General features: G+C 68.9%; 18 protein-coding genes. 10 read left to right on the forward strand and 8 right to left on the reverse strand.

Annotation, left to right across the window (positions count from 1 at the left end):
* Positions 1–98 precede the first annotated feature (98 nt).
* A complete protein-coding gene (locus P0Y43_RS18500) occupies positions 99–1,034 on the reverse strand; it encodes a cyclase family protein (protein WP_275638702.1) in 936 nt (311 codons plus the stop codon).
* A 65-nt stretch (positions 1,035–1,099) separates the two neighbouring features.
* Here P0Y43_RS18500 and P0Y43_RS18505 point away from each other — a divergent pair, with 65 nt between their 5' ends.
* The 3 genes from P0Y43_RS18505 to P0Y43_RS18515 are packed head-to-tail and all read left to right on the forward strand — an operon-like array spanning position 1,100 to position 1,749.
* Positions 1,100–1,222 (forward strand): hypothetical protein, encoded by a 123-nt coding sequence (locus tag P0Y43_RS18505; RefSeq protein WP_275638703.1) that lies wholly within the window; start codon positions 1,100–1,102, stop codon positions 1,220–1,222.
* Positions 1,223–1,232: 10 nt separating this feature from the next.
* Complete coding sequence (locus P0Y43_RS18510) at positions 1,233–1,478, forward strand: type II toxin-antitoxin system Phd/YefM family antitoxin (RefSeq protein WP_275638704.1); 246 nt, start codon at positions 1,233–1,235, stop codon at positions 1,476–1,478.
* Complete coding sequence (locus P0Y43_RS18515) at positions 1,468–1,749, forward strand: type II toxin-antitoxin system RelE family toxin (protein WP_275638705.1); 282 nt, start codon at positions 1,468–1,470, stop codon at positions 1,747–1,749. Before P0Y43_RS18510 ends, P0Y43_RS18515 begins: the two co-directional genes overlap by 11 nt.
* Positions 1,750–1,755: 6 nt before the next feature.
* On the opposite strand, the gene P0Y43_RS18520 is transcribed toward P0Y43_RS18515, so the two are convergent.
* From P0Y43_RS18520 to P0Y43_RS18550, 7 genes are all read right to left on the reverse strand, one after another.
* A complete protein-coding gene (locus P0Y43_RS18520) occupies positions 1,756–2,388 on the reverse strand; it encodes a BRCT domain-containing protein (protein WP_275638706.1) in 633 nt (210 codons plus the stop codon).
* Positions 2,389–2,403: 15 nt separating this feature from the next.
* Entirely contained in the window at positions 2,404–2,802 is a 399-nt protein-coding gene (locus P0Y43_RS18525) for a hypothetical protein (protein WP_275638707.1), read from the reverse strand.
* A gap of 69 nt (positions 2,803–2,871) precedes the next feature.
* A complete protein-coding gene (locus P0Y43_RS18530; RefSeq protein ID WP_430540260.1) occupies positions 2,872–3,213 on the reverse strand; it encodes an alcohol dehydrogenase catalytic domain-containing protein in 342 nt (113 codons plus the stop codon).
* Positions 3,214–3,401: 188 nt separating this feature from the next.
* A complete protein-coding gene (locus tag P0Y43_RS18535; protein ID WP_275638708.1) occupies positions 3,402–3,809 on the reverse strand; it encodes an SRPBCC family protein in 408 nt (135 codons plus the stop codon).
* Positions 3,810–4,035: 226 nt separating this feature from the next.
* Positions 4,036–5,886, reverse strand: a complete 1,851-nt coding sequence (locus P0Y43_RS18540; protein WP_275638709.1) for an ABC transporter ATP-binding protein — start codon at positions 5,884–5,886, stop codon at positions 4,036–4,038.
* Entirely contained in the window at positions 5,879–7,654 is a 1,776-nt protein-coding gene (locus tag P0Y43_RS18545; RefSeq protein ID WP_275638710.1) for an ABC transporter ATP-binding protein, read from the reverse strand. The genes P0Y43_RS18540 and P0Y43_RS18545 overlap by 8 nt, the downstream gene beginning before the upstream one ends.
* Positions 7,655–7,726: 72 nt before the next feature.
* Positions 7,727–8,950 carry an acyl-CoA dehydrogenase family protein gene (locus P0Y43_RS18550; protein WP_275638711.1) on the reverse strand — a complete coding sequence of 408 codons (1,224 nt, stop codon included), beginning with the start codon at positions 8,948–8,950 and terminating at the stop codon, positions 7,727–7,729.
* Between the two features lie 310 nt (positions 8,951–9,260).
* Between P0Y43_RS18550 and P0Y43_RS18555 the strand changes: the two genes are divergently transcribed.
* From P0Y43_RS18555 to P0Y43_RS18585, 7 genes are all read left to right on the forward strand, one after another.
* Positions 9,261–10,316, forward strand: coding sequence for an ABC transporter substrate-binding protein (locus tag P0Y43_RS18555; protein ID WP_275638712.1), 1,056 nt, complete (start codon positions 9,261–9,263; stop codon positions 10,314–10,316).
* Between the two features lie 15 nt (positions 10,317–10,331).
* Complete coding sequence (locus P0Y43_RS18560; RefSeq protein WP_275638713.1) at positions 10,332–11,054, forward strand: class II aldolase/adducin family protein; 723 nt, start codon at positions 10,332–10,334, stop codon at positions 11,052–11,054.
* 30 nt (positions 11,055–11,084) lie between these two features.
* Positions 11,085–12,254, forward strand: coding sequence for an LLM class flavin-dependent oxidoreductase (locus P0Y43_RS18565; RefSeq protein ID WP_275638714.1), 1,170 nt, complete (start codon positions 11,085–11,087; stop codon positions 12,252–12,254).
* A 69-nt stretch (positions 12,255–12,323) separates the two neighbouring features.
* Entirely contained in the window at positions 12,324–13,892 is a 1,569-nt protein-coding gene (locus P0Y43_RS18570; protein ID WP_275638715.1) for an ABC transporter substrate-binding protein, read from the forward strand.
* A complete protein-coding gene (locus P0Y43_RS18575) occupies positions 13,885–14,964 on the forward strand; it encodes an ABC transporter permease (RefSeq protein ID WP_275638716.1) in 1,080 nt (359 codons plus the stop codon). Before P0Y43_RS18570 ends, P0Y43_RS18575 begins: the two co-directional genes overlap by 8 nt.
* Positions 14,957–15,784, forward strand: a complete 828-nt coding sequence (locus tag P0Y43_RS18580; RefSeq protein ID WP_275638717.1) for an ABC transporter permease — start codon at positions 14,957–14,959, stop codon at positions 15,782–15,784. The genes P0Y43_RS18575 and P0Y43_RS18580 overlap by 8 nt, the downstream gene beginning before the upstream one ends.
* Positions 15,781–17,568 (forward strand): ABC transporter ATP-binding protein, encoded by a 1,788-nt coding sequence (locus P0Y43_RS18585; RefSeq protein WP_275638718.1) that lies wholly within the window; start codon positions 15,781–15,783, stop codon positions 17,566–17,568. Before P0Y43_RS18580 ends, P0Y43_RS18585 begins: the two co-directional genes overlap by 4 nt.
* Positions 17,569–17,625 lie beyond the last annotated feature (57 nt).

A 17,625-nucleotide genomic window follows, 5' to 3' on the forward strand; every position in this document is an offset into this window, starting at 1 on the left:
AGTGTCCTTCCGAGCAATGATTTGCGGTTCAAGAGGGCGCCTGGCGACAGGGCCGGCCCTTGAACCATAGTCCAGGTGTGGAGAACACTCCCGTTCGGTCAGCGAATCGCCACCGGGTTGATGTTCACCTGCGTCGAGCCTTTGTACAACGGTTGCCCCAGCACGAACATGAATTCGAACGCCTGGTCGCGCACCAACGCGCGGGTGTCGATCAGTTCCAGGTTGTAGATGCCGCGCTTGGCCAGCATGAACTGGTTGACCGGGAACTCTTCGCCGGTGGGGTTGGGGTACACCTCCGAGGCCCAGGTGTCGCCGCCGAAGGCGACGATGCCCTGGTCGGCCAGCCACTCGGCAGCGGGCAGGTCGATGCCCGGCTCGGTGGCGAGGAACTGCGCGTTGTCCTTGCCGATCAGCTCTAGCCAGCCAGTGTTGAACAGGACCACATCGCCCTTGCGCAGGGTAATGCCCTGTTTCTTCAGCACAGCCTTGATGTCCTCGACGGTGAACGCCGTGCCGCCCGGCACGATGGCCTTGCCGTAGTGGGCGGTCATGTCCAGCACCACGCCCCGGGTGGCCATCGGCGGCACCTTCTCGATGCCCAGCTTGGTCACGCCCTCGACGGTGACGAAGTCGGCGGCTTTGTTGTCGTTGTAGTAGACGTTGTCGATGCCGATGTGGCCGATGCCGTTGAGCTGGGTGCCCACGCCGGTCCAGCCGTTGACCAGCTCGTCGTTGAAGGTGAACTTGTTGCGGCCCAGGGTCTGCCCGGCCTGTTCACCGGGCTGGATGTTGTACAGGTGGAAGCTGCGGTGGCGGAACGCGGGCAGGTCCTTGCTGACCGCTACCGCCAGAGGGTAGGTCTTGCCGGTCTTGATCAACTGCGCGGCCTGTCGGGTCACCTCGGGGGTGAGCAGGTTGGCGGCGCCGATTTCATCCCGCGGGCCGTAGGCGGACTGCCGCCAGTCGGCGGCCAGGGCGGTTTGGGCGGTGGCCGCGAGGGCGGCGGCGAGCAGCAGGGGTTTGAAGGGGGTCATGGAATCTCCTGGAAAAATACGTGTTGGGGAGATTCTGGGCAGAGGGCGCGGCGGGAAAAAGGTAGATGGAGTACAAGGAGTTTTGCCTGCTGGGCAAGAGCCATGACCCCTCTGCCTGGGATCAAAAGGTGTTTAGCGAAGGCCTTGTCGGTGTGCTAAATAACGACCAGAATATCGGTCTTTTTTGAGGGGCTTATCATGCAAAAAATCTTCGCGGACGTGACCGTCAGCGTCTCCGAGCTGAAAAAGAATCCCACCGCCGTGATGTCGGGCGCCGCCGGTATGCCGGTCGCGGTGCTCAACCACAACCGTGTCATGGGCTATATGGTGCCTGCGGAGCTCTACGAAGCCATGATGGAGCGTCTGGAGGACATCGAGTTGACCGAGCAGGCCAAGTCGCGTGCCGGGGAGCAAGGGGTACCGGTGAACCTGGATGACTTATAAGCTCGAATTCCTCCCCTCTGCCCTGAAAGAGTGGGAAAAGCTCGGGCACACGGTGCGTGAGCAGATCAAGAAGAAACTCAAGGAGCGCCTGCTCCTGCCGCGTGTTCAGGCCGACGCGCTGCGTGAGTTGCCTAACCATTACAAGATCAAGCTCAAGGCCTCTGGCTATCGGTTGGTTTACCGGGTCGAAGACGAGCGCATCGTTGTCGTGGTTGTTTCGGTCGGAAAACGTGAGCGTGGGGCGGTCTACCAGTCGGCGTTGAAGCGATGATCCGGGTCATCCGAAGACAGCGCTCTGCCAGTGCTTCTCACTGATGATCGCGATGCCTGCGCCTGTCTCCCTGAGCTCCATGGCTTTCTTGATCTTGGTGCCGTAGCTGCTGTGCAGCCACTGCTCGTTACCGACACTGCCAACGACCAGGTAGTGAACCTTCTTGCTGACGCTCGCGCCGATTGCCCCGCCGCGCTCCATGACCAGCTCTTCACAGTCCTTGCGTGGGCCGTAGGCCATGGTGCCAGTGAAGAGATAGACCCGATCGACCCATACGAGGTCTGGGGCAGGGTCGTTCAGCGGTAATGTCGTGGGGGAGGTGAATGGCTTGTCGCTTCTACGTGGTGTGCCCGAGAACTGGTTGAGCAAGCCGAGTAGCTCCTTCGACTCCTCATCGTCGAGCACACCGTCTTTCAACATGTCAGCCAGGCGACGGTACAGCAGGTTGATCACCGGATCTTCCAGGTGGACAAGATGGTGGTCCATCCAAGTCTTGAGGAATTCGGCTTCCTGTTGATTGACCCGGTTGTCGGCGGTTAGCCCGGCTGCAATGCCCAAGAGGGCATCGACCGAGCGCCGGTCGATACGGGCCTGGTGGAAGAATCGGCTGTTCTCGAACTCCTGATGCAGATCGACCATGCCTTGCGCCTTGCTTTACTCGGCCTGGTTGGTTGCGTTGGCGTATTTTTCCCGGTCTGGCGTGAACGTGGTCAACATACCGGTCTGACTGCAGTTCAGAGTGATCTCGGTGCCTGGATCAATCTCCAGGTTATCGCCGCGCAGACCCTGCCACTGGGCGAGGTACTTGAATGAGCCAAATTTCAGGGTTTTCCTGAGTGCGCGTTCATGTCCACCCTTCCAACCCAGCACAGGCAGTTGACCTTCCCGGCAACGTTGTGCGAGGTCGGGGTTGGCCTCGGCGCGTTGACGCCCGATTTCCCAGCAACGGATCAGCCCATGGTCTGGCCCTTGCCAGGTCTCGTGCCAGCTGAGACCCGAGCGGATGGGGGAGCCCATTTCCCGTTGAATATGTGTGGCTTTCAGCTGATCCATTGTGGGAGGCCCGTGTATCGGAGATTGGATCCGATGCTACTAATCAGCCATCAGGGTGTCCAGCGCGGGCTACGACACCACCCGCGCCCCCACTTCCCGCCCTCGCCGCCCTTCACCGCCCGCAACGCCTGCGGCAACGCGGTGATAGGCCACGCGGGTGCCCAGCGGCAAGTCGACACCCGCGCCGACCGCCGACACCACGCCCATGCCGTCGACACCGGGCACGGTGCCTTGCTGCCAGGCGGGGTGGCCCCGTTCGCAGATCTTCCAGTCCACCGGGTTGAGGGCGATGGCGCGGTTGGCCACCAGCACTTCGCCGGGGCCGGGGGTGGGCAGGGGTTTGCGGGTCAGGTGCAGGCCGTCGAGGCCGGCGCCTGGGGTCCAGCCCCAGGCCTGGTAGTCGTTCGACATGGGCGGTTCCTTGAATGGAAAGCGTCTGAACGGCAGGGTAGGGCGTTGCGGCGAGTGGGAACAGGTGTTGGCGGGCAAAGGTGTGATGAGTTCGGGGCAACAATGCGGCCCTATCGCGGGGCCCGCTCCTACAAGGGCAGCGCAGTCCCCTGTAGGAGCGGGCTTGCCCCGCGATAGGGCCGGAATGATCAACCCAAGGTCTTGGCCAGGGCCTGCAGGCCACCTTCGTAGATGCCCTTGAACAGCGCCTCGACCTCGGCCTCACCCACCCCGTTCGGGCTGAACTCGCCAAACCACTCCACCAGGCTGCCCTGGCCATCGGCGCTGACGCGCAGGGTGGCGAGGTAGCTGGCGATCGGGAACGGGCTCTGCAAGATCGAATAGCTGTAGCTGCGCGCCGCCTCGTCGAAGGCGATCAGCCGCTCGACGATGTTGTTGCCGTCCGGGTCTTTCAGCGAGCGCACGCGGCCGCCTTCGCTGGTGAGGCTCTCGGTAATGAACGGCAACCAGTCGGGCAGGCTCTGGAAGCCGCCGACCAGGGCCCAGATGTGGTCCGGTGCGTGGGCGGTCTTCAGGGATGCATAGGCGTTGGCCATGGTGGGTCTCTTCTGGAAAAGGTTCGTGTGCTGGGGGGCGCATCGGTGGGGCCTGCCTAGGATGCACCGAGCTCGCCGATGACTCCACCTTTCACTGCTCTGGAGTCGTCTCATGAGCCTCAAGCACGCCATCGTGGGGCCAGCCCGCTACAGGCACACCACCGTTCTCACCGCAAGCGCGATACCTGGAGCGGGCTTGCCCCGCGATGGCGCCTGGTCAGCCCACTCAAATCGCCGGCTCGAGCACTTCCTCGCCGGCACTGCGCAAGTACGCCTCATGCAGCGCCGCATACGCCCCGCCGCGCGCCAGCAACTCCCCGTGCCGCCCGTGTTCCACCACCCGCCCATGGCGCACCACGGCGATCCGCTCGGCATCGCGAATGGTCGCCAGCCGATGGGCGATGATGATCGCCGTGCGCCCCTCGCACAGCCGCCGCAACGCCCGCTGAATGCGCCGCTCGGTGTGCACGTCCACCGCCGAGGTGGCTTCGTCCAGCACCAGCACCGCCGGGTCCGCCAGGTAGGCGCGCACCAGGCACACCAATTGGCGCTGGCCATGGCTCAAGCGGCCACCCAACGGCCCGACCTCGGTGTGGTACTGCGCCGGCAACCGTTCCAGCACCTCGTCGGCCCCCAACTCGCGCGCCGCGGCGATCAAGCGTGCATCGTCGGCGCCGGGCGCGGCCAGGCGCAGGTTGTCGAGGATGCTGCCGCTGAACAGCACGTTGTCCTGCAACACCACGCCGACGTTGCGCCGCAACTGCGCCTGGCTCAGTGCGCGCAGGTCGATGCCATCGAGCTTCACCGCGCCCCCTTGCACGTCGTAGAAGCGCGTCAGCAACTGCACCAGGGTGCTCTTGCCATGCCCCGAGGGGCCGACGATGGCCAGCACCTCGCCGGCGCGTATGTGCAGGTCCAACCCATCGATCACCGGGCGCGCGCTGGCCCCGTGGTAGGCGAAGTCGACCTGCTCGAAGTCCACCTGGCCCCGGGCCCGGCCCAGTGCGTGCGGTTGCGGCGGGTCGAGCACCTGGGGGCGGGTGTCGAGCAGCAGGAAAATGCGCTGCGCCGAGGCGGAGCCGGTGGCGTAGCGCTCGAACAGGTCCGACAGCTCCTGCAACGGCCCGAGGAACAGGAACACGTAGAACAGGCTCTCGGCCACCTGGCCGACGCTCACCGTGCCCGCCGCCAGGCCGTGGGCGCCGACCATCAGCAACAGCGCCATGCCCGCCGTGCTGAGCAGCGCGGTGAACGGCGCGAACCAACCGGCGCGCAGGCTGCCGTGGATCAGCGCCTGGTTGAAGTCGTCCAGCAGGCCCCGGTAGCGCCGCGTATTGCGCGCCTGCTGGCCGCATTGCTGGATCAACCGCACGCCGCTGACGCTCTCCACCAAATGCGCGGTGAAGCGGCTGCGCTGCTCGGCGACCTTGGCCCAGTTGCGCTGCGAGATGCGCTTGAAGCGCCAGGTGGCCAGCACCAGCAGCGGCACGGTGGCGGCCAGGCTGTAGAAGAAGCTCGGCTCGATGCGCCACAGCATCACCGCCGCCAGGACGCAACGCAGCAAGGCGCCGAGCAGCTCCGGCGGGCCTTGCACCAGCAGCGGTTCGAGGGCGTCGACGTCGCGGTCGGCGCGGGACATGATGCGCCCGGCGCGGGTCTGGTCGAAGTAGCTCACCGACAGCGCCTGCACATGCGCGAACACCCGCACGCGCAGGGCGTTGAGCACACCGATCGCCGCGCGCCCGGCCACCCACTGCGACACCCCGGCCAGCAGGAAGCGCGCCAGCCAACTGGCCGCCAGGGCCAGGCCCAGCCACAGCACCAGGCGTTCGTCCAGCAGCCAGTGGTCAGCGGCCGGCAGCAGGCCACGGTCGAGCAGTTCGCGGACGAACCAGGGCCGCAGGAACACGGTGAACACCAGCAGCAGCTCGATGCCGATCACCGTGAGGATCGCGCCGCGCACCGGGCGCAGCAGCGGCAGCAGGCGGTGCAGCATGCCGCGGTCGAGGGCCTGGCGGGCCAGGGTCTGTTCGATTTCCAGGTCGCTCGGCGTCTTGCCGTGGCGCGTGTCAGTCATGCTCGATCCCCAGCAGGTCGCGGTAGTGGGTGTTGGTGGCGGCAAGCTCGGCGTGGCGGCCGCTGGCGACGATGCGCCCGTGCGCGAGCATCAGCACGCGGTCGGCCAGCAGCAGGGTCGACAGGCGGCTGGTGATCAGCAGCAGGGTCGGCGCGTGGCCCTGCTGGCCGCGCAGGTGGCGAATGTTCGCCAGCACCCGGCGCTCGGCGTGGGCGTCCAGGGCGCTGGTGGCGTCGTCCAGGCAGAGGATGTCGGGCGCGCCGAGCAGCGCGCGGGCCAGGCACAGGCGCTGGCGCTGGCCGCCGGAGAGGGTCACGCCACGGTCGCCCAGGGGCGTGTCCAGGCCCTGCGGCAGGCGCTCGAGCACCTCGTCGGCGGCGGCCAGGCGCAGGCTCTCCTGCAGCGCCGCGTCGCTGGCGCTCGGCGCGGCCAGGCGCAGGTTGGCGGCCAGGCTGTCGGAGAACAGGAAGCTCTCCTGAGGCAGCACCTGCACGCGGCGGCGCAGGGCGGCCAGGTCCAGCCCGCGCACGTCGTGCCAGCCGCCAGGCTCGCTGCCGACCTGCACGCTGCCGCGGTGCGCCTCGGCCAGCCGTGGCAGCAGGCTGGCCAGCAGGCTCTTGCCGGTGCCGGTGGCGCCGACCAGCGCCACCACCTCGCCGGGCTGCACGGTCAGCGAACAGCCGTCGAGAATCCGCCGCCCGCCTGGCGCCGCGCTGACCGTCACCTGCTCAAGCTTCAGGCCCAGCGGGCCGGCGGGCAGGGCGCCGGCGCCCGTGGCGATGGCCGGGGTTTCGTCGAGCAATTGCCAGATGCGCTCGGCGCTGGCGCGGGCGTCGGCGAAGGTCTGCATCACCCGGCCGATGCCCTCGATGCGAAACACCAGGGTGGTGGCCAGCAGCAGCGAGGTCACCAGCTCGCCGATGCCCAGGCGCCCGGCGGCCACCTGGTGGGCGCCGTACACCAGCACCCACACGTGCCCCAGCGCCACCACCGCCTGCGGCAGCGGAATGCGCGAGGCGGCGTAGGCCAGGGCGCTGCGGGCGTGGCCGGAGAACACCGCCACCTGCGCGGCGAAGCGTTCGATGCGCAGCGTTTCCAGGCCGAACGCCTTGATCACCCGCACACCGCCTATGCCCTCGGCGAGGTCCTGGCTGACTTGGTCGTAGGCGCTGCCCACGGCGCGGTCCAAGGCCACCAGGCGCTCGGTCTGCACCACGAACAGCCCCAGCGCTGCGAGGGTCAGCAGCAGCGGCACCAGGCCCAGCAGCGGGTCGTACCAGCCCAGCAGGCCGACCGTCGCCAGCACCACCAGCGGCGTCTCGACGATCTGCCGCCAGAAGGTGATCAGCGCATCGCGCACCTTATCGGCATCACGCGTGGTGCGGGTGACCAGCTCACCCATGCCGTGCTGCCAGTGGTACCCAAGGTGCAGGGCCTGCACCTGTTCGAGGATGCGTTCGCGCAGGCGTGTGAGCAGGGCCTGGCTGAGCACCAGCGACAGCACCGCGGCGGCGTATTGCAACAGGCCCCGGCCCAGGGCCACGGCCAGCAGCAGCCACAGCCAGTACCAGGCCAGGCGCGTGTCGAGGCTGCCGTCGGGCAGGCGCAGCACGGCGTGGCCGGCGCTGACGTCGTTGACCGCGTGGCCGATCAGCCACTGCTGCCAGACCAGGCCCAGGTTGCCGGCGAGGTACAGCGCCGCGACCAGGGTGAAACGCCAAGGCATCTCGCGGTAGATGGCCAGGGCGCGCAGGAGAGGGTGGGGCATGGAGGCATTCCAGAAAGGGCGCGATCCCCTGTAGGAGCGGGCAAGCCTGCTTCTACAGGGGTGTTTCAGGGTTCAGCGGCGCGTGGCGCCCTGGGCTTCCTTGGCGTTGAGGATCGCCGTGTACTCGCCTGGGTCCACGCCGTTGAGGTAGTAGTTGCCGACGTTGTGCAAGCGCCAGCGGATCGGGTCGTGGGTGGTGTGCACCCGCGCGTTGCGCCAGAAGCGGTCGAGGTTCCACTTGCTCAGGCTGGCACTGGCGCCGAGCAGCGAGAACAAATCGCTGGCGATCTTCAGCGAGGCGGCATCGGAATGCGCGCGGGCGGTGGCCACCGAGAGGATGAGTTCATCCTGCAGGGCCTTGTCCTCCGGGTCGCGCTCGTGTTCGTCGAACACCCGCGCGGCGTCGCGCAGCACCGACTCGGCGCCGCGCAGGGCCACGGCATATTCGCCGACCTGGCGGATCACATGGGGCTCCTCGCTGGCCCGCTCGACGCCGCTCTCCACCCAGGCCCGCGCATGCTCGCGCAGGTACTGCACCGCCGCGTCCAGGGCGCCGGCGGCGATGCCGGTGTCGATGGCGGCGTGGAGAATCTGCGGGAAGGTCAGGCCGGTGCGTTTCATCGGCCCGCTGCGCCGGGCCAGGTAGCGCTCGTCGAGCACGATGTCGTCGAACTGCACCGTGCCGCTCACCGAGTTCTGCTGGCCGAAGGCGTCCCAGTCATCGACCAGGGTCAGGCCCGGTGTGTCGCGGTGCAGCAGCACGCCGACCCCGCCGTCTTCGCTGGCCGCGGTCAGCGAGATCCACTCGGCCAGGTAGGAGCCGGTGGAGTAGAACTTGCTGCCATTGAGCACCTGCTTGCCATCGTCGCGGCGCTCGACACGGGTCTTGAGGGCGAACTTGTTCTTGCCGCCGACCTCGGCCAGGGCGTTGCCCAGGCGTTTGCCGGCGAGCACGTCGGCGAGCACGCGGTCGCGCACCTCGTCCGGGTAGCCGGTGAGCACGCCACGCAGCATCACCTGGTGGATCTGCAACAGCTGGCCGACGCCGCCGTCGGCGGTGGAGATCAGGCGCACGGTCTCGACGAGGGTCTGCACCGAGGCGCCGAGGCCGCCGAACTGGGCGGGCACGGCGATGGCGGTGAGGCCGCTGCTGGACAGCAGCTCGGCCTGGCGACGGGGGAGTTGGCCGTTGTTGGCCGGGTCTGCGGCGAGGGCGGCGATGGCCTCGGCGACCTGGCGCGCGGTGGCGATGGCTTCGGCTTCGCTGGTGAGGCGGCGGGGGGGGGACGTTGTCATGGGGTTTCCTCGATGGGGGTCTGGGGGCTGCGCAGCGGCCCCACGCTCTGCCAGGCATAGAGCAACTTCTTTGCCACACCGATGAAGCCCTTGCGGCATAAGGCTTACGGCCCACTTCACAACGTCGATTGCTGCCCCAGCAACACCCCCATCCTGGCGACTGCTGATCTGGCAGCACCCGCCCCGCAATCCTGCACCCAGGCCAGCACCCAATCCTCCGCGAAAACCCCGCATCCCCCGTAATTCAAGCCTTTCAGCCGTTGGCACGGGCGCTGCAATACCCTCGCCACGACCCTCAAGGAGCGACCCCATGACCCTTGCATCTACCCCGATCCGCCCCCAGCCGCCCACGGCCCTGGAGCGCCTCTGGTTCACCCGCTGCCCGGTGCCCACCGCTTCGGGCATCGCCTACAAGCTCGGCTGGCTGACCGAGGAGTTCGCCGCCGACGGCCTGCCGGTCGACACCCTGCAGGAGGCCCGCGAACTGGGCCAGCACCACTACGATCACCAGCTCCCCGGCCTGTTTCGCGAAGGCGGCAACCTGCCGGCCTTGGCCGCCCGCGCCGCCGGCGCGCCGAGCCGGCTGATCGGCCTGACCTGGATCGAAGAGTGGCAGACCGTTCTCGTGCGCCCGGACTCAGGCATCCGCCGCGCCGAAGACCTGCGCGGCAAGCGCCTGGCCCTGCCGGCCTGGGGCGCCAGCCGCCCCGGCAGCATCGCCCGCGCCATGAGCCTGCATGGCTACAAGGGCGCCTTGGCTTCCGCAGGCCTGGGCCTGGACGATGTGCAACTGGTGGAGGTGGCGCTGCTCGACCAGGCCCAGGCCGCCACCCCGCAGCTGGGCCTGCAACGCCTGTGGTCGGGCCTGGACTACCTGGTGCGCGGCGAGGTCGACGCGGTCTACGTCAAGGGCGCCGCCGCCGCCGATGCCGCGCGGCGCCTGGGCCTGGTGGTGGGGGTCGACCTCGACGCGCTGCCCGACCCGCGCCACCGCATCAACAACGGCACGCCCAGGCCGATCACCGTGCACCAGAGCCTGCTCGACGAGCACTTCGACCTGGTCACGCGCTTTCTCGCCCAGACCCTGCGCGCCGCTGAATGGGCCGCGAGCAACCGCGACGGCCTCAACGCCATCCTCGAGGAAGAGACCCGCGCCGGCAGCCAGGGCGTGGCCGAGGCCTACCGCGGCGATTTTCACACCACCCTGGCGCCGGACCTCTCGTCCCAGCGCCTGGCGTTCCTCGACACACAGAAGACCTTCCTCAACCTGCACGGCTTCCTGGAACGCGACTTCGACCTCGCCGACTGGGTCGACCACCGCCCCCTGCAAGCCGCCCATGACCTGCTGGCCCAGCGCCGCGCCTGATACCGGAGACCTGAGATGACCGTACTGATCAATGAGCAAATCGACCTGGACACCTTCGTCGACCAGGTGCTCGCCGAGGCCGAAGCGGCCTTCACCGTGTTCCGCGAAACCCACACCATCACCGCCAACGGCACCGTCGGCTTCATCGAGCGCGTGCCCGGCCAGGAGTTGCTGGTGTCGGTGAACTACGGCGGCCCGTGGAACCGCCACCAGCCGTTGCAGGCCAGTGTCAGCGACTTTGCCGGCAACGTGGTGCGCGGCAAGGCGCGTGGCGGCCTGGGCCGCTACACCAAGCTGTTCCAGGCGCATGCCGACGTCACCACGGTGTCCCACGTGCACTCGCCGTACCTCGGCGCCTGGGCCCAGACCCACCGCACCCTGCCGTTCCACTACGTGCCGGTGCAGCGTTACCAACTGGCCCGCGAGCTGCCGGTGTACATCGACCGGCGCCAGGCCGAGGTGGATTTCATCCTCGACAAGATCGCCGAGAACCCCTTCAACCTGGCCATCCTCGAAGCCAACGGCGGCGCCACCGTGTGGGGCAAGCAGGGCCTGCGCGCCACCGCCGAGTTCATCCTGCTGCTGGAGGAGGGCGCGCAGATCCAGCTGCTCGCCGACGCCCTCGGCGGCTCGCGCCCCTATGGCCCGGGCGTGCTCACCCAGCAGTGGAAGATGAGCGGCCTGTACGAGCGCGCCACCGAGCTGGGCCTGGTGCCGGGCATCGATCGGCGCAACTGATTCCGTTCACTCTTCGCAAGGAATACGCCGATGGCGGTCAAGATCCTCTGGTACCTCACCACCCCCGATGGCCCTTACCCGTGGGAGCCACAGGGGCGCTGGCACACCGACTTCCAGCACCTCAAGCAACTGGCCGTGGCGGCCGATCGCCTGGGCTACTACGGCTCGTTGCTGGGCTCGAGCCCCAACGAGAGCCTGGCGGTGGCGGCGTCGCTGATCGACGCCACCGAGCGCCTGCGCTTTCTGGTGGCGCAGCACCCCGGCGAACTGTCGCCGGCGGTGCTGGCCAAGTGGGCGCTGACGTTCGACCAGTTCTCCAATGGCCGGCTGTTGTTCAACGTGGTCAACGGCAACGACGCGGGGTTGGCCACCCTGGGCGTGCATTACCCGCACGATGAGCGCTACGACTTCAGCCTCGAATACTGGCGTGCGTTCCAGCGCTTCTATGCCGGCGACACCGACGGGTTCGAGGGCCGCTACGTGAAGCTCGCCCCGCGCGCCCCGGCGGCGGCCAAGCACCCGCTCGGGGGCTGGCACCCGCCGAAGCAGACGCCGGGCATCCCGTTGTGGGGCGCTGGCACCTCGGCGCCGGGCGTGGCCCATTCGGTGCAGTTGCTCGACGTGTACCTGAGTTTCGCCGACACCCCGCAAAAGCTTGGCGACAAGTTCCGCCGGGTCGCCGCCGAAGCGGCGAAGATCGGCCGCACGCTGACCTACGGCACGCGCCTGCAGGTGATCGTGCGCGAAACCGAGGAAGAGGCCTGGGCGCATGCCGAGAAGCTGCTGCAACGCACCTCGCTGGCCACCGCCCGCGCCTCGATCGAGCGCCAGTTGCCGCCGGGGCAGACGCTGGAGCGCTTCGTCAGCGACGACCCACGCACCCAGCGCAACCTCGACAGCATCCGCGCCGGGCGCCTGCCCAGCGCGCGGGAGCTGGAGATTTACCCGAACGTGTGGCTCGGCCCGAGCCTGTTCGGTTTCAACCTGCTTGGCCCGGCGGCCGGCACCTACCTGGTGGGCAGCGCCGCGCAGGTGGCCGAGCGTATCCGCGAGTACGAGGCCCAGGGCACCTCGGCGTTCATTCTCTCGGGTTTCCCGTTGATCGACGAGGCGCAGCGGGTGGCCGACCGGCTGTTCCCGCTGCTCGACCTGGACCATGGCTTCGAGGTGCCGCGCCTGGGGGTGGCCGAGCGGGCATGAGCAGGCTCGCGATCGGGCGCCGTGTGAGCGGCGCGCATCCGCCCACCCACACACCATGAGACTCCCCCGATGAACGACTTCTCCCGCCGAGCCTTCCTCGGCAACGGCCTGGCCCTCGGCGGCGGCCTGCTGCTCGGCACCAGCCTGCTCGGCGGCTGCGACGCCGGCACCCCGGCCAGCGGTCCGGCAGCCTTGTCCGGCACACCGGTGCACGGTGGCCGGCTACGTGTCGGCATCATCGACGGCGACCAATCCGGCAACCTCGACGCGCACAAACCGGTGGGCGGCGGGATCATCCGTGGCTGGGCGCTGTACGCCAAATGCTGGGAATGGAACCCCGACGTCAGCACCCGCCTGGCCCTGGCCGAGTTCGCCGAACCCAACGCCGACGCCAGCGCTTGGACCCTGCGCCTGAAGCCGGGCCTGGAGTTCCACCACGGCAAGACCATCAGCGCCGACGACCTGCTGTTCTCGATCCTGCGCCTGACCGACCCGCAACTGGCTTCGCCGTTTGCCGGCCTGGTCGGCGCCATCGACCGCAACGCCCTGCGCAAGCGCGATGACCGCACCGTCGAAATCCGCTTCAAGCACGGCCAGAGCTTCTACCCGCTGGACGAAACCCTGATCAGCTTCGGCGGCGTCGTGCCCACCGACTACCACCCTGTGAGCAACCCGGTGGGCGCCGGGCCGTATCGCCTGAAAAGCTTCATCCCCGGCCAGCGCTCGCTGTACACCCGCTTCGAAAACTACTACAAGCCCAACCGGCCCTACGCCGACGAGCTGGAGATCATCGAATTCAAGGACCAGGTGTCCCGCGCCGCCGCCCTGCGCGCCGGGCAGATCGACTTGGCCAGCGGCGTGCAGGCCGAGCACAGCGCGCTGCTCAAGGCCGACCCTCGCCTGCGCCTGTATGCCTCGCCCACCACCTCGTTCACCGGCTTCAACCTGAACCTGGCCAAGGCGCCGTTGCAGGATGCGCGCGTGCGCCAGGCCTTGCGCCTGCTGGCCGACCGTCAGGAGTTGGTGGCGCGCGGCTTGAACGGTTTCGGGCGCATCGCCAACGACCTGTACTCGCCCCACGACCCGACCTACAACCACGCCATCGCCCAGCGCCCCCACGACCTCGACCAGGCCCGCGCGCTGTTGCGCCAGGCCGGGCACAGCGACCTGCGCCTGGAACTGACCACCAGCGCCGGCCCCGGCGTCAATGCCGCCCTGGTGTTCGCCCAGCAGGCGCAGAAGGCCGGGGTGCAAATCAAGGTCACCCAGGTCGACGGCTCGGTGTTCAACGGCCCGCAGCGCGAGCAGTGGCAGCTGTCGCCGGGCTCGACCCCGGCCCGTGGCTTTCTCGCCTCGGCGCTGCATAACGACGCGCCGCAGGCCATCTACAACCGCAGCAACTTCCACGACCCACGCTTCACCGAACTGTTCGGCCAAGCCTTGGCCCAGCCCGACCTGGAACGGCGCAAGGCCCTGGTGCACGAGGCCCAGGCGATCCAGCACGAACGCGGCGGCCTGCTCATCTGGGGCTTCTGCGATGTGCTCGACGCCGCCAGCGCGCGGGTCGGCGGCCTGACGCCGGAACAGACCACCTTCGCCTCCTGGCGCTTCGACGAGTTGTGGTTGAACCATGCCTGAATCTCAGCACTGCGCACCGCACACACCCGCCTGGCTGGCCTGGTTCATCGGGCGCCTGGGCTACGGCCTGCTCACCGCCTGGGTCATCAGCCTGGTGGTGTTCATCGCCACCCAGGCGCTGCCCTCGGACCCGGCGCGGGTGATCCTCGGCCCCGACGCGCCGCTGGAGAGCATCCTCACCCTGCGCCAGCAACTGGGCCTGGACCAGCCGATCCTGGTGCAGTACCTGCGCTGGCTCGGCGCGGCGCTGCAAGGCGAACTGGGCGTCTCGCTGGACTCGCAGGTGCCGGTGGCGTCGCTACTGTTCGGCCGCCTGGGCCATACCCTGGCGCTGCTGGCCGGGGTGCTCGCCCTGGTGGTGCCGCTGGCCTTGGCGCTGGGCGTGGGCCTGGCGCTGCGCCGCGACAGCCGCCTGGACCGCTGGGGCCTGTCGGCGCTGATCCTGTTCAAGGCCACGCCGGGCTTCTTGCTGGCCATCGGCCTGGTGTTGCTGTTCTCCATGCCCGGCATGGGCTGGTTGCCGGCGGTGTCGATCCTCGACCCGCAGCGCCCGTTGTGGGCACAGCTGGATTACCTGGTGCTGCCGGTGATCGCCCTGGGCCTGTCGGCGCTGCCGTACCTCACGCGGCTGGTGCGCGCGTCGATGATCGAGGCGCTGGAGTCCGACTACGTGGTCGCCGCGCGCCTGCGCGGCATCCCCGAGCGGCGCATCGTCTGGCGCCACACCTTGCCCAACGCGCTGACCCCGGCGATCCAGGGCGTGGCCCTGACCCTGCGCGCGCTGGTCGGCGGCGCGCTGCTGGCCGAGGTGATCTTCAGCTACCCGGGCATCGGCACCGCGCTCAACGCGGCGATCCAGATGCGCGACCTGCCGATGATCCAGGGCATCGTGCTGGTCATCACCCTGGCGGTGGTGCTGATCAACCTGCTGGCCGACCTGCTCACCGTATTGCTCACCCCCAAGCTGCGCACCGCGCGCCGGGTACGGATGATCCGCCGCAACCGGCGCGGCATCCTGCCCTGGTGGCGGCGTTCGCGCAGCGTGCCCGCCGAGGAGGCGACCCATGACTGATACCCGTTGGCTGGCGGACCCGCAGGTGCGGCGCGGCGCCGTGATCACATTGCTGGTGGCGTTGCTGGCCTTGCTCGGCCCGTGGCTCGCGCCGCATGCGCCGACCGCCATGGTCGGCCCGGTCTATGGCCCGCCCAGCGTCGCTGCGCCGCTGGGGCATGATTTCCTCGGCCATGACCTGCTGTCGCGGCTGCTCAGTGGTGGCCTGTCGGTGTTGTGGATGTCGCTCGCGGCGGCGACCCTCGCGCTGTTGGTCGGCGCCAGCCTGGGCCTGCTGGCGGGCTTCTCGCGCCGCCGCCTGGACCAGGCGATCAGCTGGGCGGCGGATGTGTCGCTGGCCTTCCCGGACTTGATCCTGGTGCTGTTGATCGTCTCCATGCTCGGCCGCGCGCCGTGGCTGATCATGCTCACGGTGGCCATCGCCTTCACCCCTGGGGTGATCCGCCTGGCGCGCGGCAGCGCGGTGGCGGTGGCCGGCCAGGAGTTCGTCGAAGCCGCGCAGATGATGGGTTACCCGCGCTGGCGCATTCTCTTCGGCGAGATCCTGCCGAACATCCTCACGCCACTGCTGGTGCACTTCGGCAACATGCTGACCTGGGCCGTGGGCATGCTCTCGGGCCTGGGCTTTCTCGGCTACGGCGTGGCGCCACCGGCCGCCGACTGGGGGCTGATGATCAACGAGAACCAGGCGGGCCTCCTGGTGCAGCCTTGGGCCGTGCTGGCCCCGGCGTTGCTGATCGGGGTGTTCGCCTATGGCACCAACATCCTGGCCGAAGGCATCGGCCGGGCCAGCGCGCGGATCGGGGAGAAGCAGCCATGAATGCGGTGGTGGATATCGACGCGGCCTCGGTGTTGCGGGTCGACGCGCTGCGGGTGGAGCTGGCTGGGCAGGTGGACGTGCTCTCGGGCGTGTCGTTCAGCGTCGCGGCGGGGGAGATCGTCGGCCTGGTGGGTGAGTCCGGCTCGGGCAAGACCACCCTGGCCACTGCTTTGCTGCGCCATGCCCGCCAGGGCGCACGGATCGCCAGTGGGCGCATCGAGGTGGCCGGGCAGGCCGTGCTCGACCTCCAGGGCGAGGCGCTGCGCCTGGCCCGTGGCGGCTTGGTCGGCTACGTCGCCCAGGACCCGGCCACGGCCCTCAACCCGGCCTTGCGCCTGGGCACGCTGCTGCGCGAAACGCTGTTGGCGCACCAGCCGGGCCTTTCGCGCGAGGGCCAGCGCCGACGCATCGCCGAAACCCTGGTGGACGTCGGCCTGCCCGACGACGAGGCGTTCCTGCGGCGTTTCCCACACCAGCTTTCCGGCGGCCAGCAGCAGCGGGTGATGCTGGCCCTGGCGTTCGTCCTGCGGCCACGGCTGATCGTGCTCGACGAGCCGACCACGGCGCTGGACGTGACCACCCAGGCCCATGTGCTGGAAACCCTCAAGACCTTGTGCCGCCACCATGGCGTGGCGGCGTTGTACGTCACCCATGATTTGGCGGTGGTGCGCGACCTGGTGGACCGGGTGATGGTCATGTACGCCGGGCGGCTGGTGGAGGTGGCCGGGCGTGAGCGGCTGTTCTGCGCGCCGGCCCACCCCTACACCCGCGCCTTGCTCGCGGCGATTCCCGATGTCGCCCGGCGCCAGCCGCTGCAGGCCATCGCCGGGCATGCTCCGGCTCCAGGCCAGCGCCCGAGCGGCTGTGCCTTCGCCCCGCGCTGCCCACGGCGGCGTGCCGAGTGCGCGATGATCGAGCCGGGGCTGTTGGCGGTGGACGGGGAGCAGCAGGTGGCCTGCCTGGCGCCGCATCGCGAGCCGTTGGCATTGGGCGAAGCGGCGCAGGCCACGCTGGCAGCCGTGCTCGACGCGCCGGCCCTGCTGGCGGTCGATGGGCTGGACGTCGCCTACGACCGCCAGGTGCTGTTCGGCGTGTCGTTGCAGGTGGCTGCGGGCGAGTGCCTGGCCTTGGTGGGTGAATCCGGCTCCGGCAAGACCAGCCTGGCCCGCGCCATTGCCGGGCTGGGCGAAAACGTCGGCGGGCGGTTGCGCTACGCCGGCCGGCCGCTGCCGTTCGCCGCGCGCCAGCGCTCGGCGGGGGTGCGTCACCAGATCCAGTACATCTTCCAGAACCCGTATCGCGCGCTGAACCCGCGCCAGACCGTGTTGCAGGCGCTGAGCGCGCCGTTGGCGCATTTCTTCGGTATCCGTGGCGCCGAGGCGCGGCGGCGGGTGGAGGCGGTGCTCGAGCGGGTGTCGCTGCCGGCGCGGGTCGCTGACCTGTACCCGCATAGCCTGTCCGGTGGCGAGCGCCAGCGCGTGGCGATTGCCCGGGCGTTGGTGTGCGAGCCCAAGGTGCTGGTGTGCGACGAGATCACCTCGGCGCTGGATGTGTCGGTGCAGGCGTCGATCCTTGCGTTGTTGCGTGGGTTGCAGGCGCAGGGGGTGACCTTGTTGTTCGTCACCCATGACCTGGGTGTGGTGCGCGCGATCGCCGACCGGGTGCTGGTGTTGCGCCAGGGGCGTGTGGTGGAGCAGGGGCCGGTGGCAGAGGTGCTGGATCGGCCGCGCGAGGGCTATACCCGCACCTTGCTGGCGCATTCGCCGAGCCTGGCGCGGGTGTAGCCGTGGGCCCTATCGCGGGGCTAGCCCGCAGGTTCAACACCGACTTCATGCACGGTG

It is taken from the genome of Pseudomonas entomophila (genome assembly GCF_029193575.1).
In the GTDB taxonomy this organism is placed as follows: Bacteria; Pseudomonadota; Gammaproteobacteria; order Pseudomonadales; family Pseudomonadaceae; genus Aquipseudomonas; species Aquipseudomonas entomophila_G.

Bases quoted from the DNA above. Each gene is read 5' to 3' on its own strand.
- P0Y43_RS18500 (WP_275638702.1), bottom strand. From the start codon at position 1,034: ATGACCCCCTTCAAACCCCTGCTGCTCGCCGCCGCCCTCGCGGCCACC.
- P0Y43_RS18505 (WP_275638703.1), top strand. From the start codon at position 1,100: ATGGAGTACAAGGAGTTTTGCCTGCTGGGCAAGAGCCATGACCCCTCT.
- P0Y43_RS18510 (WP_275638704.1), top strand. From the start codon at position 1,233: ATGCAAAAAATCTTCGCGGACGTGACCGTCAGCGTCTCCGAGCTGAAA.
- P0Y43_RS18515 (WP_275638705.1), top strand. From the start codon at position 1,468: ATGACTTATAAGCTCGAATTCCTCCCCTCTGCCCTGAAAGAGTGGGAA.
- P0Y43_RS18520 (WP_275638706.1), bottom strand. From the start codon at position 2,388: ATGGTCGATCTGCATCAGGAGTTCGAGAACAGCCGATTCTTCCACCAG.
- P0Y43_RS18525 (WP_275638707.1), bottom strand. From the start codon at position 2,802: ATGGATCAGCTGAAAGCCACACATATTCAACGGGAAATGGGCTCCCCC.
- P0Y43_RS18530 (WP_430540260.1), bottom strand. From the start codon at position 3,213: ATGTCGAACGACTACCAGGCCTGGGGCTGGACCCCAGGCGCCGGCCTC.
- P0Y43_RS18535 (WP_275638708.1), bottom strand. From the start codon at position 3,809: ATGGCCAACGCCTATGCATCCCTGAAGACCGCCCACGCACCGGACCAC.
- P0Y43_RS18540 (WP_275638709.1), bottom strand. From the start codon at position 5,886: ATGACTGACACGCGCCACGGCAAGACGCCGAGCGACCTGGAAATCGAA.
- P0Y43_RS18545 (WP_275638710.1), bottom strand. From the start codon at position 7,654: ATGCCCCACCCTCTCCTGCGCGCCCTGGCCATCTACCGCGAGATGCCT.
- P0Y43_RS18550 (WP_275638711.1), bottom strand. From the start codon at position 8,950: ATGACAACGTCCCCCCCCCGCCGCCTCACCAGCGAAGCCGAAGCCATC.
- P0Y43_RS18555 (WP_275638712.1), top strand. From the start codon at position 9,261: ATGACCCTTGCATCTACCCCGATCCGCCCCCAGCCGCCCACGGCCCTG.
- P0Y43_RS18560 (WP_275638713.1), top strand. From the start codon at position 10,332: ATGACCGTACTGATCAATGAGCAAATCGACCTGGACACCTTCGTCGAC.
- P0Y43_RS18565 (WP_275638714.1), top strand. From the start codon at position 11,085: ATGGCGGTCAAGATCCTCTGGTACCTCACCACCCCCGATGGCCCTTAC.
- P0Y43_RS18570 (WP_275638715.1), top strand. From the start codon at position 12,324: ATGAACGACTTCTCCCGCCGAGCCTTCCTCGGCAACGGCCTGGCCCTC.
- P0Y43_RS18575 (WP_275638716.1), top strand. From the start codon at position 13,885: ATGCCTGAATCTCAGCACTGCGCACCGCACACACCCGCCTGGCTGGCC.
- P0Y43_RS18580 (WP_275638717.1), top strand. From the start codon at position 14,957: ATGACTGATACCCGTTGGCTGGCGGACCCGCAGGTGCGGCGCGGCGCC.
- P0Y43_RS18585 (WP_275638718.1), top strand. From the start codon at position 15,781: ATGAATGCGGTGGTGGATATCGACGCGGCCTCGGTGTTGCGGGTCGAC.